General features: G+C 68.4%; 13 protein-coding genes, 1 tRNA gene and 2 pseudogenes. 10 read left to right on the forward strand and 6 right to left on the reverse strand.

What is annotated here, in order from left to right; translation table 11 throughout:
* Positions 1 to 192 precede the first annotated feature (192 nt).
* A pseudogene (locus DQP58_RS14875) lies at positions 193 to 1,175 on the reverse strand (nucleoside triphosphate pyrophosphohydrolase); the annotation flags it as partial.
* Positions 1,172 to 4,834 carry a transcription-repair coupling factor gene (gene mfd / locus DQP58_RS14880; protein WP_165827878.1) on the reverse strand — a complete coding sequence of 1,221 codons (3,663 nt, stop codon included), beginning with the start codon at positions 4,832 to 4,834 and terminating at the stop codon, positions 1,172 to 1,174. The gene mfd and the pseudogene DQP58_RS14875, both read right to left, overlap by 4 nt.
* 130 nt (positions 4,835 to 4,964) lie before the next feature.
* Between mfd and lysA the strand changes: the two genes are divergently transcribed.
* Positions 4,965 to 6,305 (forward strand): diaminopimelate decarboxylase, encoded by a 1,341-nt coding sequence (lysA, locus tag DQP58_RS14885; RefSeq protein WP_112709097.1) that lies wholly within the window; start codon positions 4,965 to 4,967, stop codon positions 6,303 to 6,305.
* Positions 6,306 to 6,335: 30 nt separating this feature from the next.
* Here the strand turns inward: lysA and DQP58_RS14890 are convergent, their stop codons facing one another.
* Entirely contained in the window at positions 6,336 to 6,929 is a 594-nt protein-coding gene (locus DQP58_RS14890; protein WP_133259375.1) for a TetR/AcrR family transcriptional regulator, read from the reverse strand.
* Positions 6,930 to 7,160: 231 nt separating this feature from the next.
* On the opposite strand from DQP58_RS14890, the gene DQP58_RS14895 reads away from it, so the two are divergent.
* The 5 genes from DQP58_RS14895 to DQP58_RS14915 all read left to right on the forward strand — a co-directional run bounded on the left by DQP58_RS14895 (position 7,161) and on the right by DQP58_RS14915 (position 11,002).
* A tRNA-Gln gene (locus DQP58_RS14895) sits at positions 7,161 to 7,232 on the forward strand.
* A gap of 200 nt (positions 7,233 to 7,432) precedes the next feature.
* Positions 7,433 to 8,917 (forward strand): bifunctional UDP-N-acetylglucosamine diphosphorylase/glucosamine-1-phosphate N-acetyltransferase GlmU, encoded by a 1,485-nt coding sequence (glmU, locus tag DQP58_RS14900; RefSeq protein ID WP_112709098.1) that lies wholly within the window; start codon positions 7,433 to 7,435, stop codon positions 8,915 to 8,917.
* 103 nt (positions 8,918 to 9,020) lie between these two features.
* Positions 9,021 to 10,001 (forward strand): ribose-phosphate diphosphokinase, encoded by a 981-nt coding sequence (locus DQP58_RS14905; RefSeq protein WP_064953125.1) that lies wholly within the window; start codon positions 9,021 to 9,023, stop codon positions 9,999 to 10,001.
* The gene (gene arsC / locus DQP58_RS14910; RefSeq protein ID WP_112709099.1) at positions 10,002 to 10,346 is read left to right on the forward strand and encodes an arsenate reductase (glutaredoxin); all 345 of its coding nucleotides are present in this window, start codon (positions 10,002 to 10,004) and stop codon (positions 10,344 to 10,346) included. It abuts the gene before it with no gap.
* Between the two features lie 17 nt (positions 10,347 to 10,363).
* Positions 10,364 to 11,002, forward strand: a complete 639-nt coding sequence (locus DQP58_RS14915; RefSeq protein ID WP_112709108.1) for an LpqN/LpqT family lipoprotein — start codon at positions 10,364 to 10,366, stop codon at positions 11,000 to 11,002.
* 1 nt (position 11,003) lies between these two features.
* Here DQP58_RS14915 and DQP58_RS14920 read toward each other — a convergent pair whose 3' ends face one another.
* On the reverse strand, positions 11,004 to 14,300 hold the full coding sequence (locus DQP58_RS14920) for a helix-turn-helix transcriptional regulator (protein WP_112709100.1): 3,297 nt from the start codon (positions 14,298 to 14,300) through the stop codon (positions 11,004 to 11,006).
* Between the two features lie 170 nt (positions 14,301 to 14,470).
* On the opposite strand from DQP58_RS14920, the gene DQP58_RS14925 reads away from it, so the two are divergent.
* From DQP58_RS14925 to pth, 4 genes are all read left to right on the forward strand, one after another.
* Entirely contained in the window at positions 14,471 to 15,715 is a 1,245-nt protein-coding gene (locus tag DQP58_RS14925; RefSeq protein WP_112709101.1) for a cytochrome P450, read from the forward strand.
* On the forward strand, positions 15,712 to 16,581 hold the full coding sequence (locus DQP58_RS14930; RefSeq protein ID WP_112709102.1) for an oxidoreductase: 870 nt from the start codon (positions 15,712 to 15,714) through the stop codon (positions 16,579 to 16,581). The genes DQP58_RS14925 and DQP58_RS14930 overlap by 4 nt, the downstream gene beginning before the upstream one ends.
* 136 nt (positions 16,582 to 16,717) lie before the next feature.
* The gene (locus DQP58_RS14935) at positions 16,718 to 17,386 is read left to right on the forward strand and encodes a 50S ribosomal protein L25/general stress protein Ctc (RefSeq protein ID WP_112709103.1); all 669 of its coding nucleotides are present in this window, start codon (positions 16,718 to 16,720) and stop codon (positions 17,384 to 17,386) included.
* Between the two features lie 12 nt (positions 17,387 to 17,398).
* Positions 17,399 to 17,974 (forward strand): aminoacyl-tRNA hydrolase, encoded by a 576-nt coding sequence (pth, locus tag DQP58_RS14940; protein ID WP_112709104.1) that lies wholly within the window; start codon positions 17,399 to 17,401, stop codon positions 17,972 to 17,974.
* Between the two features lie 15 nt (positions 17,975 to 17,989).
* Here the strand turns inward: pth and DQP58_RS14945 are convergent, their stop codons facing one another.
* Both DQP58_RS14945 and DQP58_RS14955 read right to left on the reverse strand, forming a co-directional pair.
* Positions 17,990 to 19,624, reverse strand: coding sequence for a fatty acyl-AMP ligase (locus DQP58_RS14945; RefSeq protein WP_112709105.1), 1,635 nt, complete (start codon positions 19,622 to 19,624; stop codon positions 17,990 to 17,992).
* A gap of 337 nt (positions 19,625 to 19,961) precedes the next feature.
* Positions 19,962 to 20,164: pseudogene (locus DQP58_RS14955) on the reverse strand (hypothetical protein); the annotation flags it as partial.

A 20,164-nucleotide genomic window follows, 5' to 3' on the forward strand; every position in this document is an offset into this window, starting at 1 on the left:
TTAGCTGTTGGCCGCGTCGGCTAGCACGGCCAGACCGTCGCCAACCACGGGGATTCGCAACCTCATCGGCGATATTACCCAGCCCGGGCGGACAAATCGGGCAAACATTCCGGCGGTCGCTCTCCACCACGGCCGAAACTGCGAATTAGTGGCTGGTGGCGCCGCGGTAAGGGCGGCGCGGCCCGTCAGGCGTCGTCGGCCGCGTCGTCGGCGGTGGGCCCCTCGTCGACAGGCGGTACGGCGGTCGGCCAGTGCTCGCGCCAGTCCTGCTCGGAGATCTCACCGAGCGGGACCACGTCGAACGCTGAAGGAACGCCGGCGCCGCGGCGCGCCGCCGCGATCGTCCGCTCGACTCCGCGGACCGTCTCCACGAAGTCCAGAACGGCGGTCCGCAACGCACTTTCGGCGTCGACGTCGGCCGACACCGAGACCGAGGTGATCTCGTCGGGGATCAGGTCGGCGGGAAGGCCCGCTTTGCCGGCGCGGGCGATGACCTTCTGGGCCAGCGCCAAAGCCGGTTGCCCGGTGTGCACGTCGTCCATCACCGACTTCCGCGGCTTCTCGGCCGCCTTCCGCTCTTCCCACTGGGCCAACTGCTCTTCAAGCGAAATCGCTTGTCCGGCAAGCACTCCCGGCACGCGGTTGCCCAGTTTGCGCATCAGCGCGGCGGCGACATCGTCGATGGTGAAGGCGGAGTGCGGCGCATCCTCGGCGATGCGGGCGTGAAAGAGCACCTGCAGCAGCAGGTCGCCGAGTTCGTCGCGCAACTGCTCGGCGTTGCCGCTGCCGACGGCGTCCAGCAGCTCGTAGGTCTCCTCCAGCAAAAACCTGCGCAGCGAATCGTGGGTCTGCTCGCTTTCCCACGGCCCGGCGGTGCGCAGTTTGTCCATCATTGCCACCGCATCGACCAGCCGCTCACCGCGGGGCGTCTCCGGCGCCGAGATCAGCCGCGCGCCGGCCGCCAGCCGGGCGGTGACGGCGGGGTGCTCGGGATCCGACGACAGCAGCACCGGGGCGTCCGCACCGGAGTGCACCGGGCGCGCCGCGGGCAGCGACCAGGGCACCGCGACGGGCATCTCTTCGGTGTATTGCACCTCGCCGGTCAGGTGCTCGACGGCCTCGACGGGCACCAGCGAGGGGCGGCGGGGGTCGAACAAGACGACGATGGAGGTCATCGCGCTCGTCGCTCCTCACTTCTCGCGGGTTCTGAGCTCGTTATATCAACGTCCGTCTGGGGCTTACCTTGCAGTGCCGTGACCAGGTTGGCCACCATCTGCACCAGCTCGACATCGCGCAGCCGCGGCGCGCCCACCCCGCCGGCGCGCGGAATCGGAACCGACACCGTGGACGTCGTGGCGCGGTAGTTCGCGGCCGGATACATCCGCTTGAGCCGCACCTGCGCCGAATCCGGCAGGGTCATCGGCGAGAGCCGCACCGTGGCCGCCGACGGCGCGGACACCTCGGTGATGCCGGCGCCGCGGCACAGCAGCCGCAGCCGCGCCACCGCGACCAGCCGCAGGGCCGGTTCGGGCAGCGCCCCGTACCGGTCGACGAGTTCCTCCACGACCGCGTCGATCTCGGCGTCGGAGGTCGCGGCGGCCAGCCGCCGGTACCCCTCCAGCCGCAGCCGGTCGCTGGCGATGTAGTCCGGCGGCAGGTGCGCATCGACCGGCAGGTCGATCCGCACGTCCTTGGGTTCCTCGGCGGTGGTGACGGTCTGACCGTCGGCGGCGGCCCGGTAGGCCTCCACCGCCTCGCCGACCAGCCGGACGTACAGGTCGAAGCCGACGCCGGCGACGTGCCCGGACTGCTCGACGCCCAGCACGTTGCCGGCCCCGCGGATTTCGAGGTCCTTCATCGCGACGGCCATGCCCGCGCCCAGCTCGTTGTTCTGCGCGATGGTGGCAAGGCGGTCATACGCCGTCTCGGTGAGCGGCGAATGCGGCGGATAGAGGAAGTAGGCGTAGCCGCGCTCCCGGCTGCGGCCGACCCGGCCGCGCAGCTGGTGCAGCTGGGAGAGGCCGAAGGTGTCGGCGCGCTCGACGATCAGGGTGTTCGCGTTGGAGATGTCCAGGCCGGTCTCCACGATCGTGGTGCACACGAGGATGTCGTACTCGCGGTTCCAGAACCCCTGCACCGTGCGTTCCAGCCGTTCCTCGGGCATCTGCCCGTGCGCGACGACCACCCGCGCCTCGGGCACCAGCTCGCGGATCCGGGCCGCCGCCCGGTCGATCGAGCTGATCCGGTTGTGCACGTAGAAGACCTGCCCGTCGCGCAGCAACTCGCGCCGCAGGGCCGCCGCGACCTGCTTGTCGTCGTGCGGGCCCACATAGGTCAGCACCGGATACCGCTCTTCGGGCGGCGTCAGGATGGTCGACATCTCCCGGATGCCGGCCAGGCTCATCTCCAGCGTCCGCGGAATCGGGGTGGCGCTCATGGTCAGCACGTCGACGTGGGTGCGCAGGCTCTTGATGTGCTCCTTGTGCTCGACGCCGAACCGCTGTTCCTCGTCGACCACCACCAGGCCCAGGTCCTTCCAGCGCACCCCGGTCTGCAACAGCCGATGCGTGCCGATCACCACGTCCACCGATCCGTCGGCCAGGCCCTCGATGACGGCCTTGGACTCCGCCGGGTCGGTGAACCGGGACAGGCCCTTGACCGTGACCGGGAACCCGGTCATCCGGTCGGTGAAGGTCTGCAGATGCTGGTCGGCCAGCAGCGTGGTGGGCACCAGCACCGCGACCTGCTTGCCGTCCTGGACCGCCTTGAACGCCGCCCGCACCGCGATCTCGGTCTTGCCGTAGCCGACGTCGCCGCAGATCACCCGGTCCATCGGGATCGGCTTTTCCATGTCGGACTTGACCTCGGTGATCGCGGTGAGCTGGTCGACGGTCTCGGTGTAGCCGAAGGCGTCTTCCATCTCGGCCTGCCACGGGGTGTCCGGCCCGAACGCGTGGCCCGGGCTGGCCTGCCGCTTGGCGTACAGCGACACCAGCTCGCCGGCGATCTCGCGCACCGCACGCCGCGCCTTGGTCTTGGTGTTGGTCCAGTCGCTGCCGCCCAACTTGCTCAGCGCCGGCGCCTGCCCGCCGACGTACCGGGACAGCTGGTCCAGCGAATCCATCGGCACATACAGCTTGTCTGTGTTTTTTGCCGCACCACCACGGTTCTTAGTGGAGGCGTATTCAAGCACCAGGTACTCGCGGCGCGCGCCGCCGACGGTGCGTTCGACCATCTCCACGAACCGGCCGATGCCGTGCTGATCATGCACCACGAGATCACCGGCTGTGAGCGCCAACGGGTCGACGGTGTTGCGCCGCTTGGCCGCCAGGCGTTTGCCCTCGACGGCCGTCACCCGGCTGCCGGTCAGGTCGGACTCGGTGATCACCACCAACGTGGCGCCGGGGATGATGACGCCGTCGTGCAGCGGGCCCTTGAGCACACCGACCACGCCGGCCTTGGGGGCGGCGCCCGATTCGAGCATGGCGGCGGGGGTGTCGCATTCGGCCAGCCGTTCCACCACGCGGTGCGCGGTCCCGGTCCCGGGTGCGACGACGACGGCGTAGCCGCCGGTGGAGACGTGCGCGCGCAGCATCGCGAAGATGCCGTCGATGTCGTGCTGATGCCCGCGCGCCGACGGCGCCGCCCGGATCTCCAGTTCCACGGCCGACTCGTCGGACAGCTGGCTCAGCGTCCACCACGGATGCCCGGCGCGGGCCGCCGCGGCCCGCACGTCGTCGAGTTCGGCGAATCCCGACCCGCCGAACTGCGCCACGTCGACCGGGGCGTCGGTACCCAGCGCGGCCACCGACCACGACGCTTCGAGGAATTCGCTGCCGGTCTTGATCAGATCCGCGGCCCGGGTACGGACCTTCTCCGGGTCGCACACCAAAACCGGTGTGCGCTGGGCCAATTGGTCGGTGAGCAGCACGTGCTCGCCGGGCCGAAGCACCGGCAACAGCGCCTCCATGCCGTCGACCGAAATGCCCTCGCCGATCTTGGCCAGCATGTCGGTGACGCTGCCGGTGATGGCGGGCTCGGTGGTGCGGTGCCGCGCGGCCAGTTCGGCGGCGCGCCGCCGCACCTCATCGGTCAGCAGCAGTTCCCGGCAGGCGACCGCGATCACGGTGTCGACCTCGATCTCGGGGATCGAGCGCTGATCGGCGACCGAGAACATCCGCATCTCGCTGACCTCGTCACCCCAGAACTCGATGCGCACGGGATGCTCGGCGGTCGGCGGGAAGACGTCGAGGATGCCGCCGCGCACGGCGAATTCGCCGCGCCGGCCCACCATGTCGACCCGGGTGTAGGCCAGCTCGGCGAGACGGGTGATCACGCCCTCGAATTCGATCTCGGCGCCGACGGTCAACGTGACCGGCTCCACCAGACCCAGCTGCGGCGTCATCGGCTGCAGCAGCGAACGCACCGCGGTCACCACCACCTGCAGCGGCGGGCCCAGCCGCGCGTCATCGGGATGGGCCAGTCGGCGCAGCACCGTCAACCGGGCGCCGACGGTGTCGACGCCGGGCGAAAGCCGCTCGTGCGGCAGCGTTTCCCAAGACGGGAACACCGCGACGGCGTCGCCGAAGACGCCGCGCAGTTCGGCGGTCAAGTCGTCGGCTTCGCGCCCGGTCGCGGTGACTACCAGCAGAGGGCCCAACCGCGCCAGCGCGCTGGCGACGAACAACCGTGCGCTGGCTGGACCCACCAGGCTCAACTCGGCCGGCGACGCGGCCGCGCTGTCGATCAGCTGCTGGAAGGTCGGCGCGGTGAGCGCCAATTCAACGAGCCCCGCGATCGGGGTTTCTGGGCGAGCAGCCCCCGGTGCGGTCATGATGAATTCCATTCTAGGGGCCCTCAGCGACAGGGCCGGACACGCCGAACCACGTCAAAATCGGGCTCGCCGCCGTCAAAGGATCGTAAGAAAACCACCACCGGACTACCCGGGGGCGCACGTTGAATTCATGACACTGCTGGACATCCTGCCGTCCCTCGGTCACGCGGCTCCCCCGCGTTTCGATCCCGCGATCTGGCCCGTCACCGCCCACCCCGACGAGGAGGGCAGGCTGTGCGTCGGCGGAGTACCCCTGGCCGACATCGCCGACGAGTTCTTAACCCCGGCCTACGTCGTCGACGAATCCGACTTCCGGCATCGCGCCCGCCGTTACCGCAAGACCCTGCGCGGCGTCGAGGTCGTCTACGCCGCAAAGTCGCTGCTGAGCACCGGGGTGGCCCGCTGGGCGCGCGAGGAGGGACTCGGCGTCGACGTCTGCTCCACCGGCGAGCTGGCCGTCGCCCTCGCCGGTGGAGTCGACCCGGACCGCATCGTCATGCACGGCAACGCCAAATCGCCCGAGGAGTTGCATGAAGCGGTGCGCGTCGGCGTGGGGCGCATCGTGCTGGACTCCGGCATGGAGATCGCTTACCTCGCCGGCCTGGCGCAACGCCGCCAGCCGGTGCTCATCCGGGTCACCCCCGACATCGACATCCACGGCCACCGCGCGGTCACCACCGGCGTCAGCGACCAGAAGTTCGGATTCACGCTGCACGGCGACCGGGCCGACGTCGCGGCCCAGCGGGTGCTGTCGCACCCCATCCTCGACTTGGTCGGGCTGCATTGCCATATCGGCTCGCAGGTCACCGACCCCGCCCTGTACGGCGAAGCGATCCGCCGGATGATTGCTGCAATGGCCGACATCCGGGCCCGCCACGGCGTCATCCTCACCGAGCTGAACATCGGCGGCGGGCACGGCATCCCCTACGTCGCCGGCGATCCCGAACTGAATCTCGAGCAACTGTCCGACGTCATCGAGAACTCAGTCGACGAGGCCTGCGCCGCCGAACGTTTCCCGCGGCCGCAGATCGTGGTGGAACCCGGCCGGGCCATCAGCGGGCGGGCCGGCGTCACGCTGTACCGGGTGTGCTCGATCAAAGCCCAGCCGGGTGGGCGCACCTTCGTCGCGGTCGACGGCGGCATGAGCGACAACCCGCGGGTGTCGTTGTACGGCGCGCGATACACGGTCGCGCTGGCGAACCGGCACCCGCTCGGCCTCAAGCAGCGCGTCACCGTGGCCGGACGGCACTGTGAGTCGGGCGACGAGATCGCCCGCGACGTCGAGCTTCCCGCGGACCTGCACCCCGGCGACCTGCTGGCGGTGGCCTGCACCGGCGCCTATCACCACAGCATGGCGTCGAACTACAACATGGTCGGGCGCCCGGCGCTGGTGGCGGTCAAGGACGGGCGGGCCCGCGAGCTGGTTCGCCGCGAGACGGTGGCCGACCTGCTGGCCCGCGACTGCGGCTAGCCGGGCGGGCCGGCTGACGGCACCTGCCGCCTACTCGTCCTGCAGCCGGGGATCGGCTTCCAGGTGGGTCAGGCCGTTCCACATCAGGTTGACCAGGTGCGCGGCCACCACTTCCTTCTTCGGCTCGCGGGTGTCGAGCCACCACTGCGCCGTCATCGACACCGAGCCGACCAGCGCCTGCGCGTATAGCGGCGCCAGCCCGGGGTCCAGGCCGCGGCGGGAGAAGTCACCGGCCAGGATCGAGCTGACCTGATTGACGGCGTCGTTGAGCAGGCTGGAGTAGGTGCCGGAACTGATCGCGGCCGGCGAGTCGCGGATCATGATCCGGAACCCGTCGGTGCGCTCTTCGACGTAGGTAAGCAGCGCCAGCGCCACCCGCTCGATCCGCACCCGCGACCGGTTGTTGGTCAGCGACGACGTGATGCCGTCCAGCAGCGCCGACATCTCCCGGTCGACGACCACGGCGTAAAGGCCTTCCTTGCCGCCGAAGTGCTCGTAGACGACCGGCTTGGACACGTTGGCGCGCAGCGCGATCTCCTCGATCGAGGTGCCCTCGTACCCGCGCTCGGCGAACAGCGTGCGTGCGATGCCGATCAGCTGTTGGCGGCGCTCGGTGCCGGTCATCCGCGCGCGCGGCGCCCGCACCTCTTTGTCCGGGTCCTTCTGCGTTTGGGGGTCCAGCACGGCCACGTCAATCAGCGTATCGGTCGACAGCGGGCAAGCGGCCCGCATCGGCGTCGGACTGCGCCGGGATTTGCCGGACTCCGGCTCAGCCCGCAAGCGGCCCGCACCCCCGTCGGACTAAAGTCATCTTGGCGCGAGCGGCCCAACCCGCCGCTCGCCGTGGGTTAGCGATCCGTCGTGGTGTAATCGGCAGCACCTCTGATTTTGGTTCAGATAGTTCAGGTTCGAGTCCTGGCGACGGAGCTTCGTCCGCATCGAGTGTGGGGCCTGGGCACGAAACGACCGAAGTTTCCCTACGCAGGGCCCACAGTCGACGGGTTGACCTGAAGAGTCGTTCTACGGCTCAAGTTTTTTGCCTTCACCGCAGCTGAGGTGACACGCTTGACGGCGTGTCGGCGCTTGACGCGCGCAGCCCGCGCGGACAAACCCAACGAGGAGGGTCGATGTCGTCTCCTGGTGACACCGCGGTCCTGGTGCTAGCGGCCGGGCCCGGCACCCGGATGCGGTCGGACACCCCGAAAGTCCTGCACACCATCGGTGGGCGCAGCATGCTGGCCCACCTGCTGCACGCGATCGCCAAGGTGGCTCCCCAGCACCTGGCCGTCGTGTTGGGCCACGACCACGAGCGCATCGCGCCGCTGGTCGCCGACTGGGCCGACGCCCTGGGACGTCCGATCGACGTGGCGCTGCAGGACCGGCCCCGCGGCACCGGAGACGCGGTCCTGTGCGGGCTGCCCGCGCTGCCCGCCGACTACGCCGGGGTGCTCGTCGTCACCTCGGGGGACACCCCGCTGCTCGACGCCGACACCCTGGCCGACCTGATCGCCAGCCACAGCGCCGCGCCGGCGGCGGTCACGGTGCTGACCACGACGGTGAGCGACCCGAGCGGCTACGGCCGCATCCTGCGCACGCAGGACAACGAGGTGATGGCGATCGTGGAACACGCCGACGCCACGCCCTCGCAGCGCGAGATCCGCGAGGTCAACGCGGGCGTCTACGCCTTCGACACCGCGGCGCTGCGCTCGGCGTTGAACCGGTTGAGCTCCAACAACGCCCAGCAGGAGCTCTACCTGACCGACGTCATCGCCATCCTGCGCGGCGACGGCCTGGCAATCCACGCCCGCCACGTCGACGACAGCGCGCTGGTGGCCGGTGTCAACAACCGCGTCCAGCTCGCGCAGCTGGGCGCCGAGCTCAACCGCCGCATCATCGCGGCCCATCAGATGGCCGGCGTGACCGTCGTCGACCCGGCCACCACCTGGATCGACGTCGACGTCACCATCGGTCGCGACACCGTCGTCCACCCGGGCACGCAGCTGCTGGGCCGCACCCAGGTCGGCGCGCATTGCGTCGTGGGGCCGGACACCACCCTGACCGACGTCAGCGTCGGCGACGGCGCCTCGGTGGTGCGCACCCACGGCACATCGTCGTCCATCGGGGCCGGCGCGACCGTCGGCCCCTTCACCTACCTGCGGCCGGGCACCGTGCTGGGCGACGACGGCAAGCTCGGGGCGTTCGTCGAGACCAAAAACGCCACCATCGGCACCGGGTCCAAGGTGCCGCACCTGACCTATGTCGGGGACGCCGACATCGGCGAACACAGCAACATCGGCGCGTCCAGCGTGTTCGTCAACTACGACGGCGAATCGAAGCGGCGGACGACCATCGGCTCGCACGTGCGCACCGGCTCGGACACCATGTTCGTGGCGCCGGTGACGGTCGGCGACGGCGCCTACACCGGCGCGGGCACGGTGGTGCGCAACGACGTCCCACCCGGAACGCTGGCGGTCTCGGCCGGTCCGCAGCGCAACATCGAGGGTTGGGTACGCCGCAAGCGCCCCGGCAGTGCGGCCGCGCAAGCGGCCGAGGCCGCCGAGAAAGCCGCCGGTCAAACTGCCACGGCGGGCCCCCCGCCAGAAGCCGACTAGACACCGTGCATTCGTTCGCTGGCAACCCGGCCACATTTCCGTACGATTCGCCTCGTACGATGGGGCGTTCCATTCCCCACCCCGATATGGCGAGGGCAGTGCGTTGAGCCACGACTGGACCGATAACCGCAAAAATTTGATGCTCTTCTCCGGCCGTGCGCATCCGGAGCTGGCCGAGCAGGTGGCCAAGGAGCTCGACGTCCACGTCACCGCTCAGACGGCGCGCGAGTTCGCCAACGGCGAGATCTTCGTGCGGTTCCACGAATCCGTGCGCGGCTGCGACGCGTTCGTCCTGCAGTCGGCGCCGGATCCGGTCAACAACTGGCTGATGGAACAGCTGATCATGATCGACGCGCTCAAGCGGGGCAGCGCCAAGCGGATCACCGCCGTCATGCCGTTCTACCCCTACGCCCGGCAGGACAAGAAGCACCGGGGTCGCGAGCCGATCTCGGCGCGGCTGGTCGCCGACCTGCTCAAGACCGCCGGCGCGGACCGGATCGTGACCGTCGACCTGCACACCGACCAGATCCAGGGCTTCTTCGACGGACCCGTCGACCACATGCGCGGACAGAACCTGCTGACCGGTTACATCCGCGACAACTACCCCGACGGCAACATGGTGGTCGTCTCGCCCGACTCCGGCCGGGTGCGCATCGCCGAGAAATGGGCCGACTCGCTGGGCGGCGTCCCGCTGGCCTTCATTCACAAGACCCGCGACCCGCGGGTGCCCAACCAGGTGGTGTCCAACCGCGTCGTCGGTGAGGTGGCCGGACGCACCTGCGTGCTGATCGACGACATGATCGACACCGGTGGCACCATCGCCGGCGCGGTCAAGTTGCTGCGCGACGAGGGCGCCGGTGACGTGATCATCGCGGCCACCCACGGTGTGCTCTCCGATCCGGCCGCCGAGCGGCTGGCCGCCTGCGGCGCCCGGGAAGTGATCGTGACGAACACCCTGCCCATCGGCGAGGAGAAGCGTTTCCCGCAGTTGACCGTGCTGTCCATCGCGCCGCTACTGGCCAGCACCATCCGCGCCGTCTTCGAAAACGGCTCGGTCACAGGGCTTTTCGACGGGGACGCCTAGATGGCCGACTCCGTCATCTACCACAACCCGAAATGCAGCACCTCCCGCAAGACGCTGGACCTATTGCGCGACAACGGCATTGAGCCCACCGTCGTCCAATACCTCAAGACCCCACCGTCGCGCGGCGAGCTGGTGAAGTTGATCCGCGACGCCGGCATCGACGTGCGCACCGCCGTGCGCAAGCGGGAATCCCTCTACGACGAGCTCAACCTCGCCGACGCCACCGACGATCAGTTGCTCGACGCCATGGCCGAACACCCCATCCTCATCGAACGACCCTTCGTCGTCACGCCGAAGGGCACTCGGCTGGCCCGCCCGATCGACGCGGTCCGCGAGATTCTGTGACTCGGCTCGGCCGGCGCATGGCCGCTGCCGCGATGGTTGCGGCGGCTTTCTCGTCCGGCGGCTGTGCACCGAAACCGACTGACTACCAATCGATCCTGTCGACCACGTCGACGGCGACAACGACCAAGCCGGCTGAGAAGCCGGTTCCGTTGTCGCAATATCTGCAGAGCATCGGGGTGACCGGGGAACCGGTGGCGGTGGGATCGCTGCCCGACCTGACGGTGTCGATACCGACACCGCCGGGCTGGTCGCCGTTCACCAGCCCGAACATCAGCCCACAAACGCTGATCATCTCCCAAGGCGGCAAGTTTCCGACGGCGCGGCTGGTGGTGTTCAAGCTCAACGGCGAGTTCGATCCGGCCCAGGTGATCAAGCACGGCAACGACGACGCGCAACTGTTCCCGAACTTCAAGCAGCTGGACGCCTCCGGCGCGCCCTACCACGGCTTTCCCTCCTCGATGATCCAGGGCAGCTACGATCTCGAGGGTGGCATGCGGCTGCACAGCTGGAACCGCATCGTCATCGCGACCGGATCGCCGCCCGCCCATCAGCGTTACCTGGTGCAGCTGACCATCACCGGCTTCGCCGATCAGGCCGCCGCGCAGTCAACCGACATCAACACGATCATCAACGGATTCGTCGTCGCGGCAAAGTAACTCAGGCGTGCCTACCGGCCTCCTGGACGAGCTGAACGCGCGACGTCAGGCCCAGCTTCGCGTAGACATGGGTGAGGTGCGTCTGCACCGTCCGGGGCGAAATGAACAGCCGGGCGCCGATCTCCTTGTTGCCCAAGCCTTCCTGCACCAGCCGCACCACATCGGTTTCCATGGGGGTAAGCGATCCCCAGCCGGCGGCGGGACGCTTGCGCTCGCCGCGGCCGCGTTGCGCGTAAGTGATGGCCTCCTCGGTGGATAAAGCCGCGCCTTCGGCCCATACGGCGTCAAAGTCTTTTTGCGCCAACGCTTCCCGGATCTTCGCCACGGTCGACGCGTAATCTGCCTCATACATCGGGAAGCGGGGGTGGTCCATGCGTTGCCGTATGGCCTCGGCTGCGCCCAACAGACGCGCCGCGTGCTGGTGACTGCCGTTGGCGGCGGCCAAGCGGGCGAGACATTCCAAGGCGTCGTCAACATGCAAATATCCGCAGGTGCCGTCGGCGATCGTGAGAGCCTGGTGAGCGTCACGCTCAGCCTGCCCCGGATCATCCTGGGCCAGCGCAATGTAGGCGCGTACTACCAGCGCCGGCACTCGTTGCCAGCCCGGTGTTAATGCGATGTTCTCGTCGGCCCAGCGGCGCGCTGTGGGCACATCACCGCTTGCTAAGGCCGCTTGGGCGATCGGGTTGGTGGATCTGGTGAACACTTCCCGCAGTGGATTGCTGTGCTCCCATGCCTTCTCGCAGAACTGCATTGCGGCAGTCCCATCGCCAGCGGCCAAAGCGGCGTCAGCCAGGACCGCATACACCGAGTCTTCGGAGACTCCGCCCAACACCTCCGCGGCTATCCCCGCGGATTGCCCGGCTGCGTGCGCAGCGGGCCCGTGGCCTTGGCGAGCCAGTACCACGCCATGCACTAGGCATCCATAAACATTCATCAACACATCCCCGGCCTCCGCGGCCTCGGTGGCCAAGCAGCGTGCGATTTCGGCCGCTTCGACAAGGTTTCCCTGCATCATCAGCGCTACGACAAGCCAAGTTCGGCAGTTCCGTGAGTAGAACCGATCGCCGAGCGCATCGGCGAGGTCGCGTCCTTCTTCGGCAGCCGCACGTGCTGCGGTCGGTTCACCGGACATGGCGCTAGCCGTCGCCTGGTGACTCAAGATTTGGCATAGGGTCCACCGGTCTCCAGCCGCGCGGACCAGTCCGGTTGCTTCGGCGAAGTAGCGCTGGACCACCTCGGGCGTGTAGACGGCGGTCATCGCGCATGTGATGAGGGCACGGATGATCAATGCCGGGTCGTTGAGCTGACGAGCGACGACCAACGCGTCCTGCGCCGCACTCAGTTCCGTTGGAAGGCCCAACCAAGCAGCCAGGAACTGTCGCTCGATCACCGCCCCCGCCCGCACGGCAGGTGGGATAGGCAAGGGCCCCTCGTCAGTCAAGACAGCATCCAAACCCGCCAGTGCTTCACCGACACGGCCGGTCCGCAACCACAATGGTTGCAGCGACAGGATGAGCCGCATCGCTGTTTCGATGTCCGAATTCTCCCGGCTCCAACCGTAAGCGGTTCGTAGATTCTCGATTTCCAGCTGCGCCCAACGTATTAGCGGATCAACGCCGGCCAGCCCCCGAGTCGCTAATGCGATAGCCCTGGTGGTGTAGTAGTCACGGTGGCGGGTGCGCACCTGGGTGGCCTCGCCGGACTCACCGAGCTTCTCCTGAGCGTACTGGCGCACGGTCTCCAGCAATCGGTATCGCATTCCGGTGCCGGTGTCGTCGGCGACCACCAAAGATTTGTCGACCAAAAGGCTCAGCTGGTCCAGCAATTGATACCGCTCCACTTCACCGTCGGCGCCAACGGATTGGGCGGCGTCGAAGTCGAAGCCGCCGGCGAATGCCGCCAGCCGTCGAAACAGCACCTGCTCGGGCTCGGTCAGCAGCGCGTGCGACCAATCCACCGACGCCCGCAGCGTCTGCTGGCGGCGCACCGCGGTGCGTGCACCTCCGGTCAGCAGGCGGAACCGGTCATGCAGGCTGTCCAAGATCTGGTCAGGCGACAGCGCGCGAACCCGGGCCGCCGCAAGTTCGATCGCTAACGGCATGCCATCCAATCGCGCGCAGATTTCGATCACCTGCGGGGTGTTGTCCTGGTCCACAACGAAATCGGGGCGCGCACGACGGGCACGGTCGGTGAACAGCTCGATCGCTTCGTCGTTAAGCGACAATGAAGGAACACGCCACGTCAACTCTCCGGCGACTCCGAGCGGTTCACGGCTGGTCGTCAGAATCGCCAGATTCGGGCACGCCGCAAGTAATTCGACGACCATCGCCACGGATGCGTCGAGCAGATGCTCACAGTTGTCCAGCACCAGCAACATCCGTTTGTCGCCGAAGAACCGTAAGAGCAGGTCCACCGTGGAGCGCCCAGGCTGATCGGGCAGCCCCAAGGTGCGGGCGACTGTCAATGGCGCCACGGCAGAATTGGTGATGGGGGCCAGGTCGACGTACCAGATCCCATCGGAAAATTCGCCATTGAGCGCAGCGGCGACTTCCACGGAAAGCCTGGTCTTGCCCGCGCCGCCTGCGCCGGTCAAGGTGACCAGCCGGTTGCCGCCAACTAGTTGCTGCAATTCCTTCATTTGATGTTGGCGCCCAACAAAACTCGTCAGCTGGGCCGGAAGGTTGTGCGACGCAACCGCAGTACGCACCCGAAGCGGCGGGAAGTCATTGCGCAGATCAGGGTGGCACAGTTGGACAACACGCTCCGGACGCGGTACATCGCGCAACGGGTAGCTACCCAGATCGGCGAGCCACACGTCGTCGGGCAGCCGGTCCATCACCATCGATTCGGTCGCGCCCGACAACACGGTCTGCCCGCCATGGGCCAAGTCACGCAGCCGCGCGGTGCGGTTGATCGTCGGCCCCGCATAATTCGCGTCGTCGCGCAATTGGATCTCACCGGTGTGTATGCCGATGCGCACCCGGATCGGCGCCAACTGGGCGCGCTGCAACTCCAGCGCACACGCCACCGCATCCGATGCCCGGGCGAACGCGGCCACAAAGCTATCGCCCTCACCCTGTTCGAGCGGGCGCACCCCGTCATGCGCAGCGACCGACTCGTTCACTGTCTTGTTGAGCCGGGCCAGCGCGTCGGTCATCTGCGCGGGTTGCGTTTCCCATAGCCGCGTCGAGCCCTCAACATCGGCCAGCAGCAATGTCACCGTTCCGGTCGGCAGCAACTCGACCACGCCCAAATCGTCCCAGGTTAGCGGCGTTATCTCCGCGTGTTGGCTCATGTTAGCCAGGATTGTGCCTTCGACGGGGCAAAACATCGGCCAGAGCGCGCAGATCCACCCTCGCTGGCCCCGGATCTACGACCCCCTACGCGCAAAATATGCGCGCCGTGGCGGATGGTCTTCGCCGCGGCGGGCCGGATAGTCGACTCAACCCGACCGAGGAGACCCCGATGACCATCGCCCAAACGACCACCTGCCGGAACGTTTTCGACGCCGGCCTGCCCGTCATCGCCTATGACCACCTCACCGACCCCAACGAGGCGCACCACGTCATCGACGCCGCCCGCGAGCTGTCGCCGATCGCGATTGGCCCGCACGGACCGGAAGTGCTCAGCTACGACCTGGTCCGAACCGTGTTGCGCGACAGCAGATTCGTCACCGCCCGCGGCCTCGGGCTCGACCTGCAAGGCGTCACCTCGGGCCCGCTGTGGGACCGGGCGATCAGCAATATCCTCGGGCTCGACGGCGACGCGCATCATCGGCTGCGCCGGCTGGTGTCCAAGGCTTTCGCACCCCGGGGCGCCGAGCGGCTGCGCGCGCTCGTCGTCGACATCATCACCGGGTTGGTCGAACCACTCACCGCCATCGGGCACTGCGACGTCGTCTCCGACATCGCGCGCCGCTACCCCACGCCGGTCATCTGCGCGCTGTTGGGCGCACCACCCGAAGACTGGCCACTGTTCAGCGCCTGGACCGATGACATCAAGAAGATCTTCGATTGGAACGTCGCCGAGGACGGCCCGGCGATCCTGGCCGCGTGGGATCAGCTCGACGCCTACCTCGAGGAACTGATCGCGCGGCGACGCACATCGCTGTCCGACGACCTGATCTCCGAGCTCATTCGCACCGAAGACGACGGTGACCGGCTGACCCACGACGAACTGCTGATGCTGTGCGCGACGCTGCTCGGCGCCGGCACCGACACCACGCGCAACCAGCTGGCCGCCGCGGTGCAGACGCTGGCCGACCACCCCGACCAGTGGGCTTTGCTTGCCGAGCGCCCCGAGCTGGCCGCCGACGCAGTCCATGAGCTGATGCGTTACTCCCCAATCATTTTCGGCACCATCCGCCAGGCCGCCGAGGACGTAGAGCTGGCCGGAGTCTGCATTCCCGCCGGCACCTTGGTGCTCGCCAACACCGCCGCGGCCAACCGCGACCCGAGCGTGTACGACCGGCCCGACCGCGTCGACATCACCCGCGACGCGCCTCCGGCGATGCTCACCTTCGGCGGTGGAGTGCACTACTGCCTCGGCGCACACCTCGCGCGCCTGGAACTCACCGAAGCGCTGCGGGTAATCACCCGACGCATGCCCAACCCCCGCTGCACCGGCCCGGTCCCGTGGAAGGCCATCAGCGGAATCACCGGGCCCATGACTCTGCCGCTGGAGTTCGATGTCGCTACTGTTCAGTCATGACTGGCTGGACCGCCGCAGATCTCCCGACGTTCGCCGAACGAACCGTCATCGTCACCGGTGCCAACAGCGGGTTGGGGTTCGTGACCGCCCGCGAGCTGGCACGACGAGGGGCCACGATCATCATGGCCGTGCGCAACATCCGCAAGGGCGAGACCGCCGCCCGTCAGATGGCCGGCCAGGTCGAGGTGCGTGAGCTCGACCTGCAGGACCTGTCGTCGGTGCACCGGTTCGCCGACGGGGTGAGCCAGGCCGATGTGCTGATCAACAACGCCGGCATCATGGCCGCCCCCTTCGCGCTGACGGTCGACGGCTTCGAGACCCAGATCGGCACCAATCACCTCGGCCATTTCGCGCTGACCAACCTGCTGCTGCCCAAGCTGACCGACCGGGTGGTCACGGTGTCGTCGATGGCGCATTGGCCGGGAAGCATCAACCTCGACGACCTGAATTGGCAGCACCGGCGGTACTCGCCGTGGCTGGCCTACAGCCAGTCCAAGCTCGCCAACCTGCTGTTCACCAGCGAGCTGCAGCGCCGCCTGACCGCGGCCGGCTCCCCGCTGCGCGCGCTCGCCGCCCACCCCGGCTACTCGCACACCAACCTGCAGGGCGCCTCCGGGCGCAAGCTCGGTGACACGCTGATGTCGGCCGTCACGCGGGTGGTCGCCACCAACGCCGACTTCGGCGCGCGCCAAACGCTGTACGCGGCGTCCCAGGATCTGCCCGGCGACACCTTCGTCGGCCCCCGCTTCGGCCAGATGGGCCGCACCCAACCGGTCGCCCGCAGCCGACGCGCCCGCGACACCGCCACCGCCGCGGCGCTGTGGTCGCTGTCCGAGCAGCTCACCAAGACCAAATTTCCCCTCTGAGGTGCGGATGCGCTAACCTGGCCGGGCGTCACGGCGAGGGTGGCTGGCTGACCAGCACCGTTATCGACGGAGACCGACGAATCGTCGCGACCCCGGCCGTGCCCCGAAACACAGGCGAGCACACAGGAGCGACACGATGGCCAAGCAAGCACTCAACCAGTTGAAGGTCGCCGTTCGCGGCGAGACCGGCAAGGGCGCGTCCCGGCGAGCCCGCCGCGACGGCAAGATCCCGGCCGTCCTCTACGGCCACGGCACCGACCCGCAGCACCTGGAGCTGCCCGGCCACGACTTCGCCGCGGTGCTGCGCCACGCCGGCACCAACGCCGTGCTGACCCTCGACATCGAGGGCTCCGAGCAGCTGGCCCTGACGAAGTCGCTCGACATCCACCCCATCCGCCGCACCATTCAGCACGCCGACCTGCTGGTCGTGCGTCGCGGCGAGAAGGTCGTCGTCGAGGTCCGCGTCGTCATCGAGGGCGAGCCCGTGCCCGGCACGCTGGTGACCCAGGACGCCAGCGCCATCGAGATCGAGGCCGACGCCCTGTCGATTCCCGAGCAGCTGGCGGTGTCGGTTGAGGGCGCCGAGCCGGGCACCCAGTTCACCGCCGGACAGATCACCCTGCCCAGCGGCGTCAACCTGATCTCCGACCCGGAGACGCTGGTGGTCAACGTGGTCACCGCGCCGACCGCCGAGGAACTCGCCGAAGAGGGCGCGGGCGAGGTCACCGAGGAAGCGGCGGCCGCCGAAGGCGAAGCGGAGGCCGAGGCCGGCGACGACGAGGCCGCCGAAGCCGAGTCCGAGTAGGCGGATCACAACGTGGCCGAGCCGTTGCTGGTGGTCGGCCTGGGCAATCCCGGAGACAACTACGCCCGCACCCGGCACAACGTCGGGTTCATGGTCGCCGACCTGCTCGCGGCCCGGATGGGTTCGAAGTTCAAGGCGCACAAGCGGTCCGGCGCCGAGATCGTCAGCGGCCGCCTCGCCGGGCGGTCGGTGGTGGTGGCCAAGCCGCGTTGCTACATGAACGAATCCGGCCGTCAGATCGGCCCGTTGGCGAAGTTCTACTCGGTGACACCGGGCGACCTCATCGTCATCCACGACGACCTCGACTTGGACTTCGGGCGCATCCGGCTCAAGATCGGCGGCGGCGAAGGCGGCCACAACGGTCTGCGCTCGGTCGTTAACGCCTTGGGCAGCAAGGACTTTCAACGGGTCCGCATCGGCATCGGCCGTCCGCCGGGACGCAAGGACCCGGCGGCGTTCGTGTTGGAAGCCTTCAGCGCCGCCGAGCGCGCCGAGGTCCCCACCATCTGCGAGCAGGCCGCCGATGCCACCGAGTTGCTGATCGAAGTGGGGCTAGAGCCCGCGCAGAACCAGGTCCACGCCTGGTAGCCGGGCCAGGCCGGGCTAGGTGACCAGGCTGACGGAGGTCGACCGGCGCAGCTTGCCCGACGGCGTCTTCGGGATGGTGCCCGGCCCGAGCACCACCACGTTGCGCGGCCGCACGTCGACCTCGGCCACCACCTCGCGGGCGACCTGATGCTCGATGCGGCGCACCTCGGCCTGATCCTGGAAGGCGTTGGACTCCACCGCCACGGCGAAGGTCTCGCGGGAGTGGCCGGCGTCCAGCCGCACCGCCACGGCGCAGCCGGGCCGCACGCCCTCTACGCGGCAGGCGGCGCGCTCGATGTCGGTGGGATAGATGTTGCGGCCCGCCATGATGATGACGTCCTTGACTCGGCCGCAGACCACGACGTGACCCTCCTCGGTCAGGTAGCCCAAATCACCTGTGTCATACCAGCCGTTCTCGTCCTGGGCCGAGATGAAACCGCCCATGGTGAGGTAGCCGGGCGTCAACGATTCGCCACGCAGCTCGATGACACCCACGCCGCGGGCGGGCATCACGTCGCCGTTCTCGTCGATGATGCGCGCCTCGAGGTCGGCCAACAGCGGCCCGAGCGTGGCCAGCCGGCGGGTGTTGCCCTTGGTGGCCGGGACGGCGCGGCGCAGAGCGGCCAACAGGTCGGCGTCCACCTCGTCGACGACCAGACCGGCATTGCACTCCGAAAACGACACGGCCAGCGTGGTTTCGGCCATGCCGTAGGCGGGCAGGATCGCCGAGGGCCGCAGGCCGAACGGCGCGCCGGCGTCCAGCAGGTCCTCGACGTCGGCGGGTTCGACGGGCTCGGCGCCGGACAGCGCGAACCGCAGTGTGGACAGGTCGAAGTCGCCGGGCTTGGCGTTGCGGCGCAACCGCTTGGCCAGCAGCGCGTAGGCGAAGTTGGGCGCCGCGGTCATGGTGCCCTTGTACTTGTCGATGAGCTTGGCCCACAGCAGCGTGTCGCGCAGGAAGTCCATCGGGGTGACCTTGACCAGCTCGGCGCCGAAGTACATGGGGATGGTGAGGAAGCCGACCATGCCCATGTCGTGGAAGCAGGGCAGCCAGCTGACCATGACGTCCTTGTTGACGTCGTACTGGGCGCCGATGAACATCGCCTCGGCGTTGGAGTAGATGTTGCGGTGAGTGATCTGCACGGCCTTGGGTGACCCGGTGGATCCCGACGTCAGCTGCATCAGCGCGAGCGCGTCCTCGCCGACCTCGACGGGGTCGATCGGCTCGGCGGCGAGCAGGTCGGTGACGGTGACGACCTGAATACCCTTTTCCTCGAGCACCGGGATGGCCACCAGGAAGGGCTCCGAGACGACGACGGCCTTTGCCTCGATCATGCCGATGACGTTCATGGTGTCCTCGGCCCACACGGCCAGGTCCGTGCGCGGCGTGGGCTGGTGCAGCATGGTCAGGCTGGCCCCACGCATCCACAGGCCCTGCGCCGTCGGCGCGATCTCCACCGGGTAACCCGCGAGCACGCCGACCGCGTCACCGGGCCCGATGCCGGCAGCGGCCAGGCCACCGGCGATGCGGCGCGCGCGCTCGTGGACCTCGCCCCAGGTGTGGCGGACCGGTTCGTGGGGTTCACCGGTGACCATGCCCGTCGTCGCGGACCGGGCATTGCGGTACATCTTCTCGGTAAACCTGCTCACAAAGTCCTCCTCGGTTCCAGCCCTCGGCCCAACGCCCGGAATCTCATGTTCCGCCCGGTGGGTAACACTTCGCCGCAAGCACGCAAACACGGTTGGGCGGCGGTTACGTCTCGGATCGGTGATGCGTCCACACCCGCCGTGACGAGGCGGCAATCGCCGGCCCGATGAGCGCGAATCGGGGCCGGGAAAACTCGGCGGGACCCATGAATTAATCGTCCGCCGGAGCGCCCGGCGGACGATGCATTTGAGTGATCTTGCTCAACGCTTCCCGTCACCGCGGATTATCTTAAACTCCTCTTAGGGACGCGCCAAACCAATGCACAAAATGGGAAAAGATTCACACTTCGGTGGGTGCGGGGACCACCCGCGCACCGGCCACCGGCCCGCTGGCCACCCGCACCGTGCGGCACACACCCGCCCCCGACACCTCGGTGCCGACGTCGACCGCCGCGGCCGCCGACGGGCACAGGAAGGCACACGTCGGGCCCGACCCGGACACGATGCCGGCCAGCGCCCACGGCCGCGCCGGCCGGCAACCCG

Origin of the sequence: Mycobacterium colombiense, from assembly GCF_003284975.1 — a bacterium.
GTDB lineage: Bacteria > Actinomycetota > Actinomycetes > Mycobacteriales > Mycobacteriaceae > Mycobacterium > Mycobacterium europaeum_A.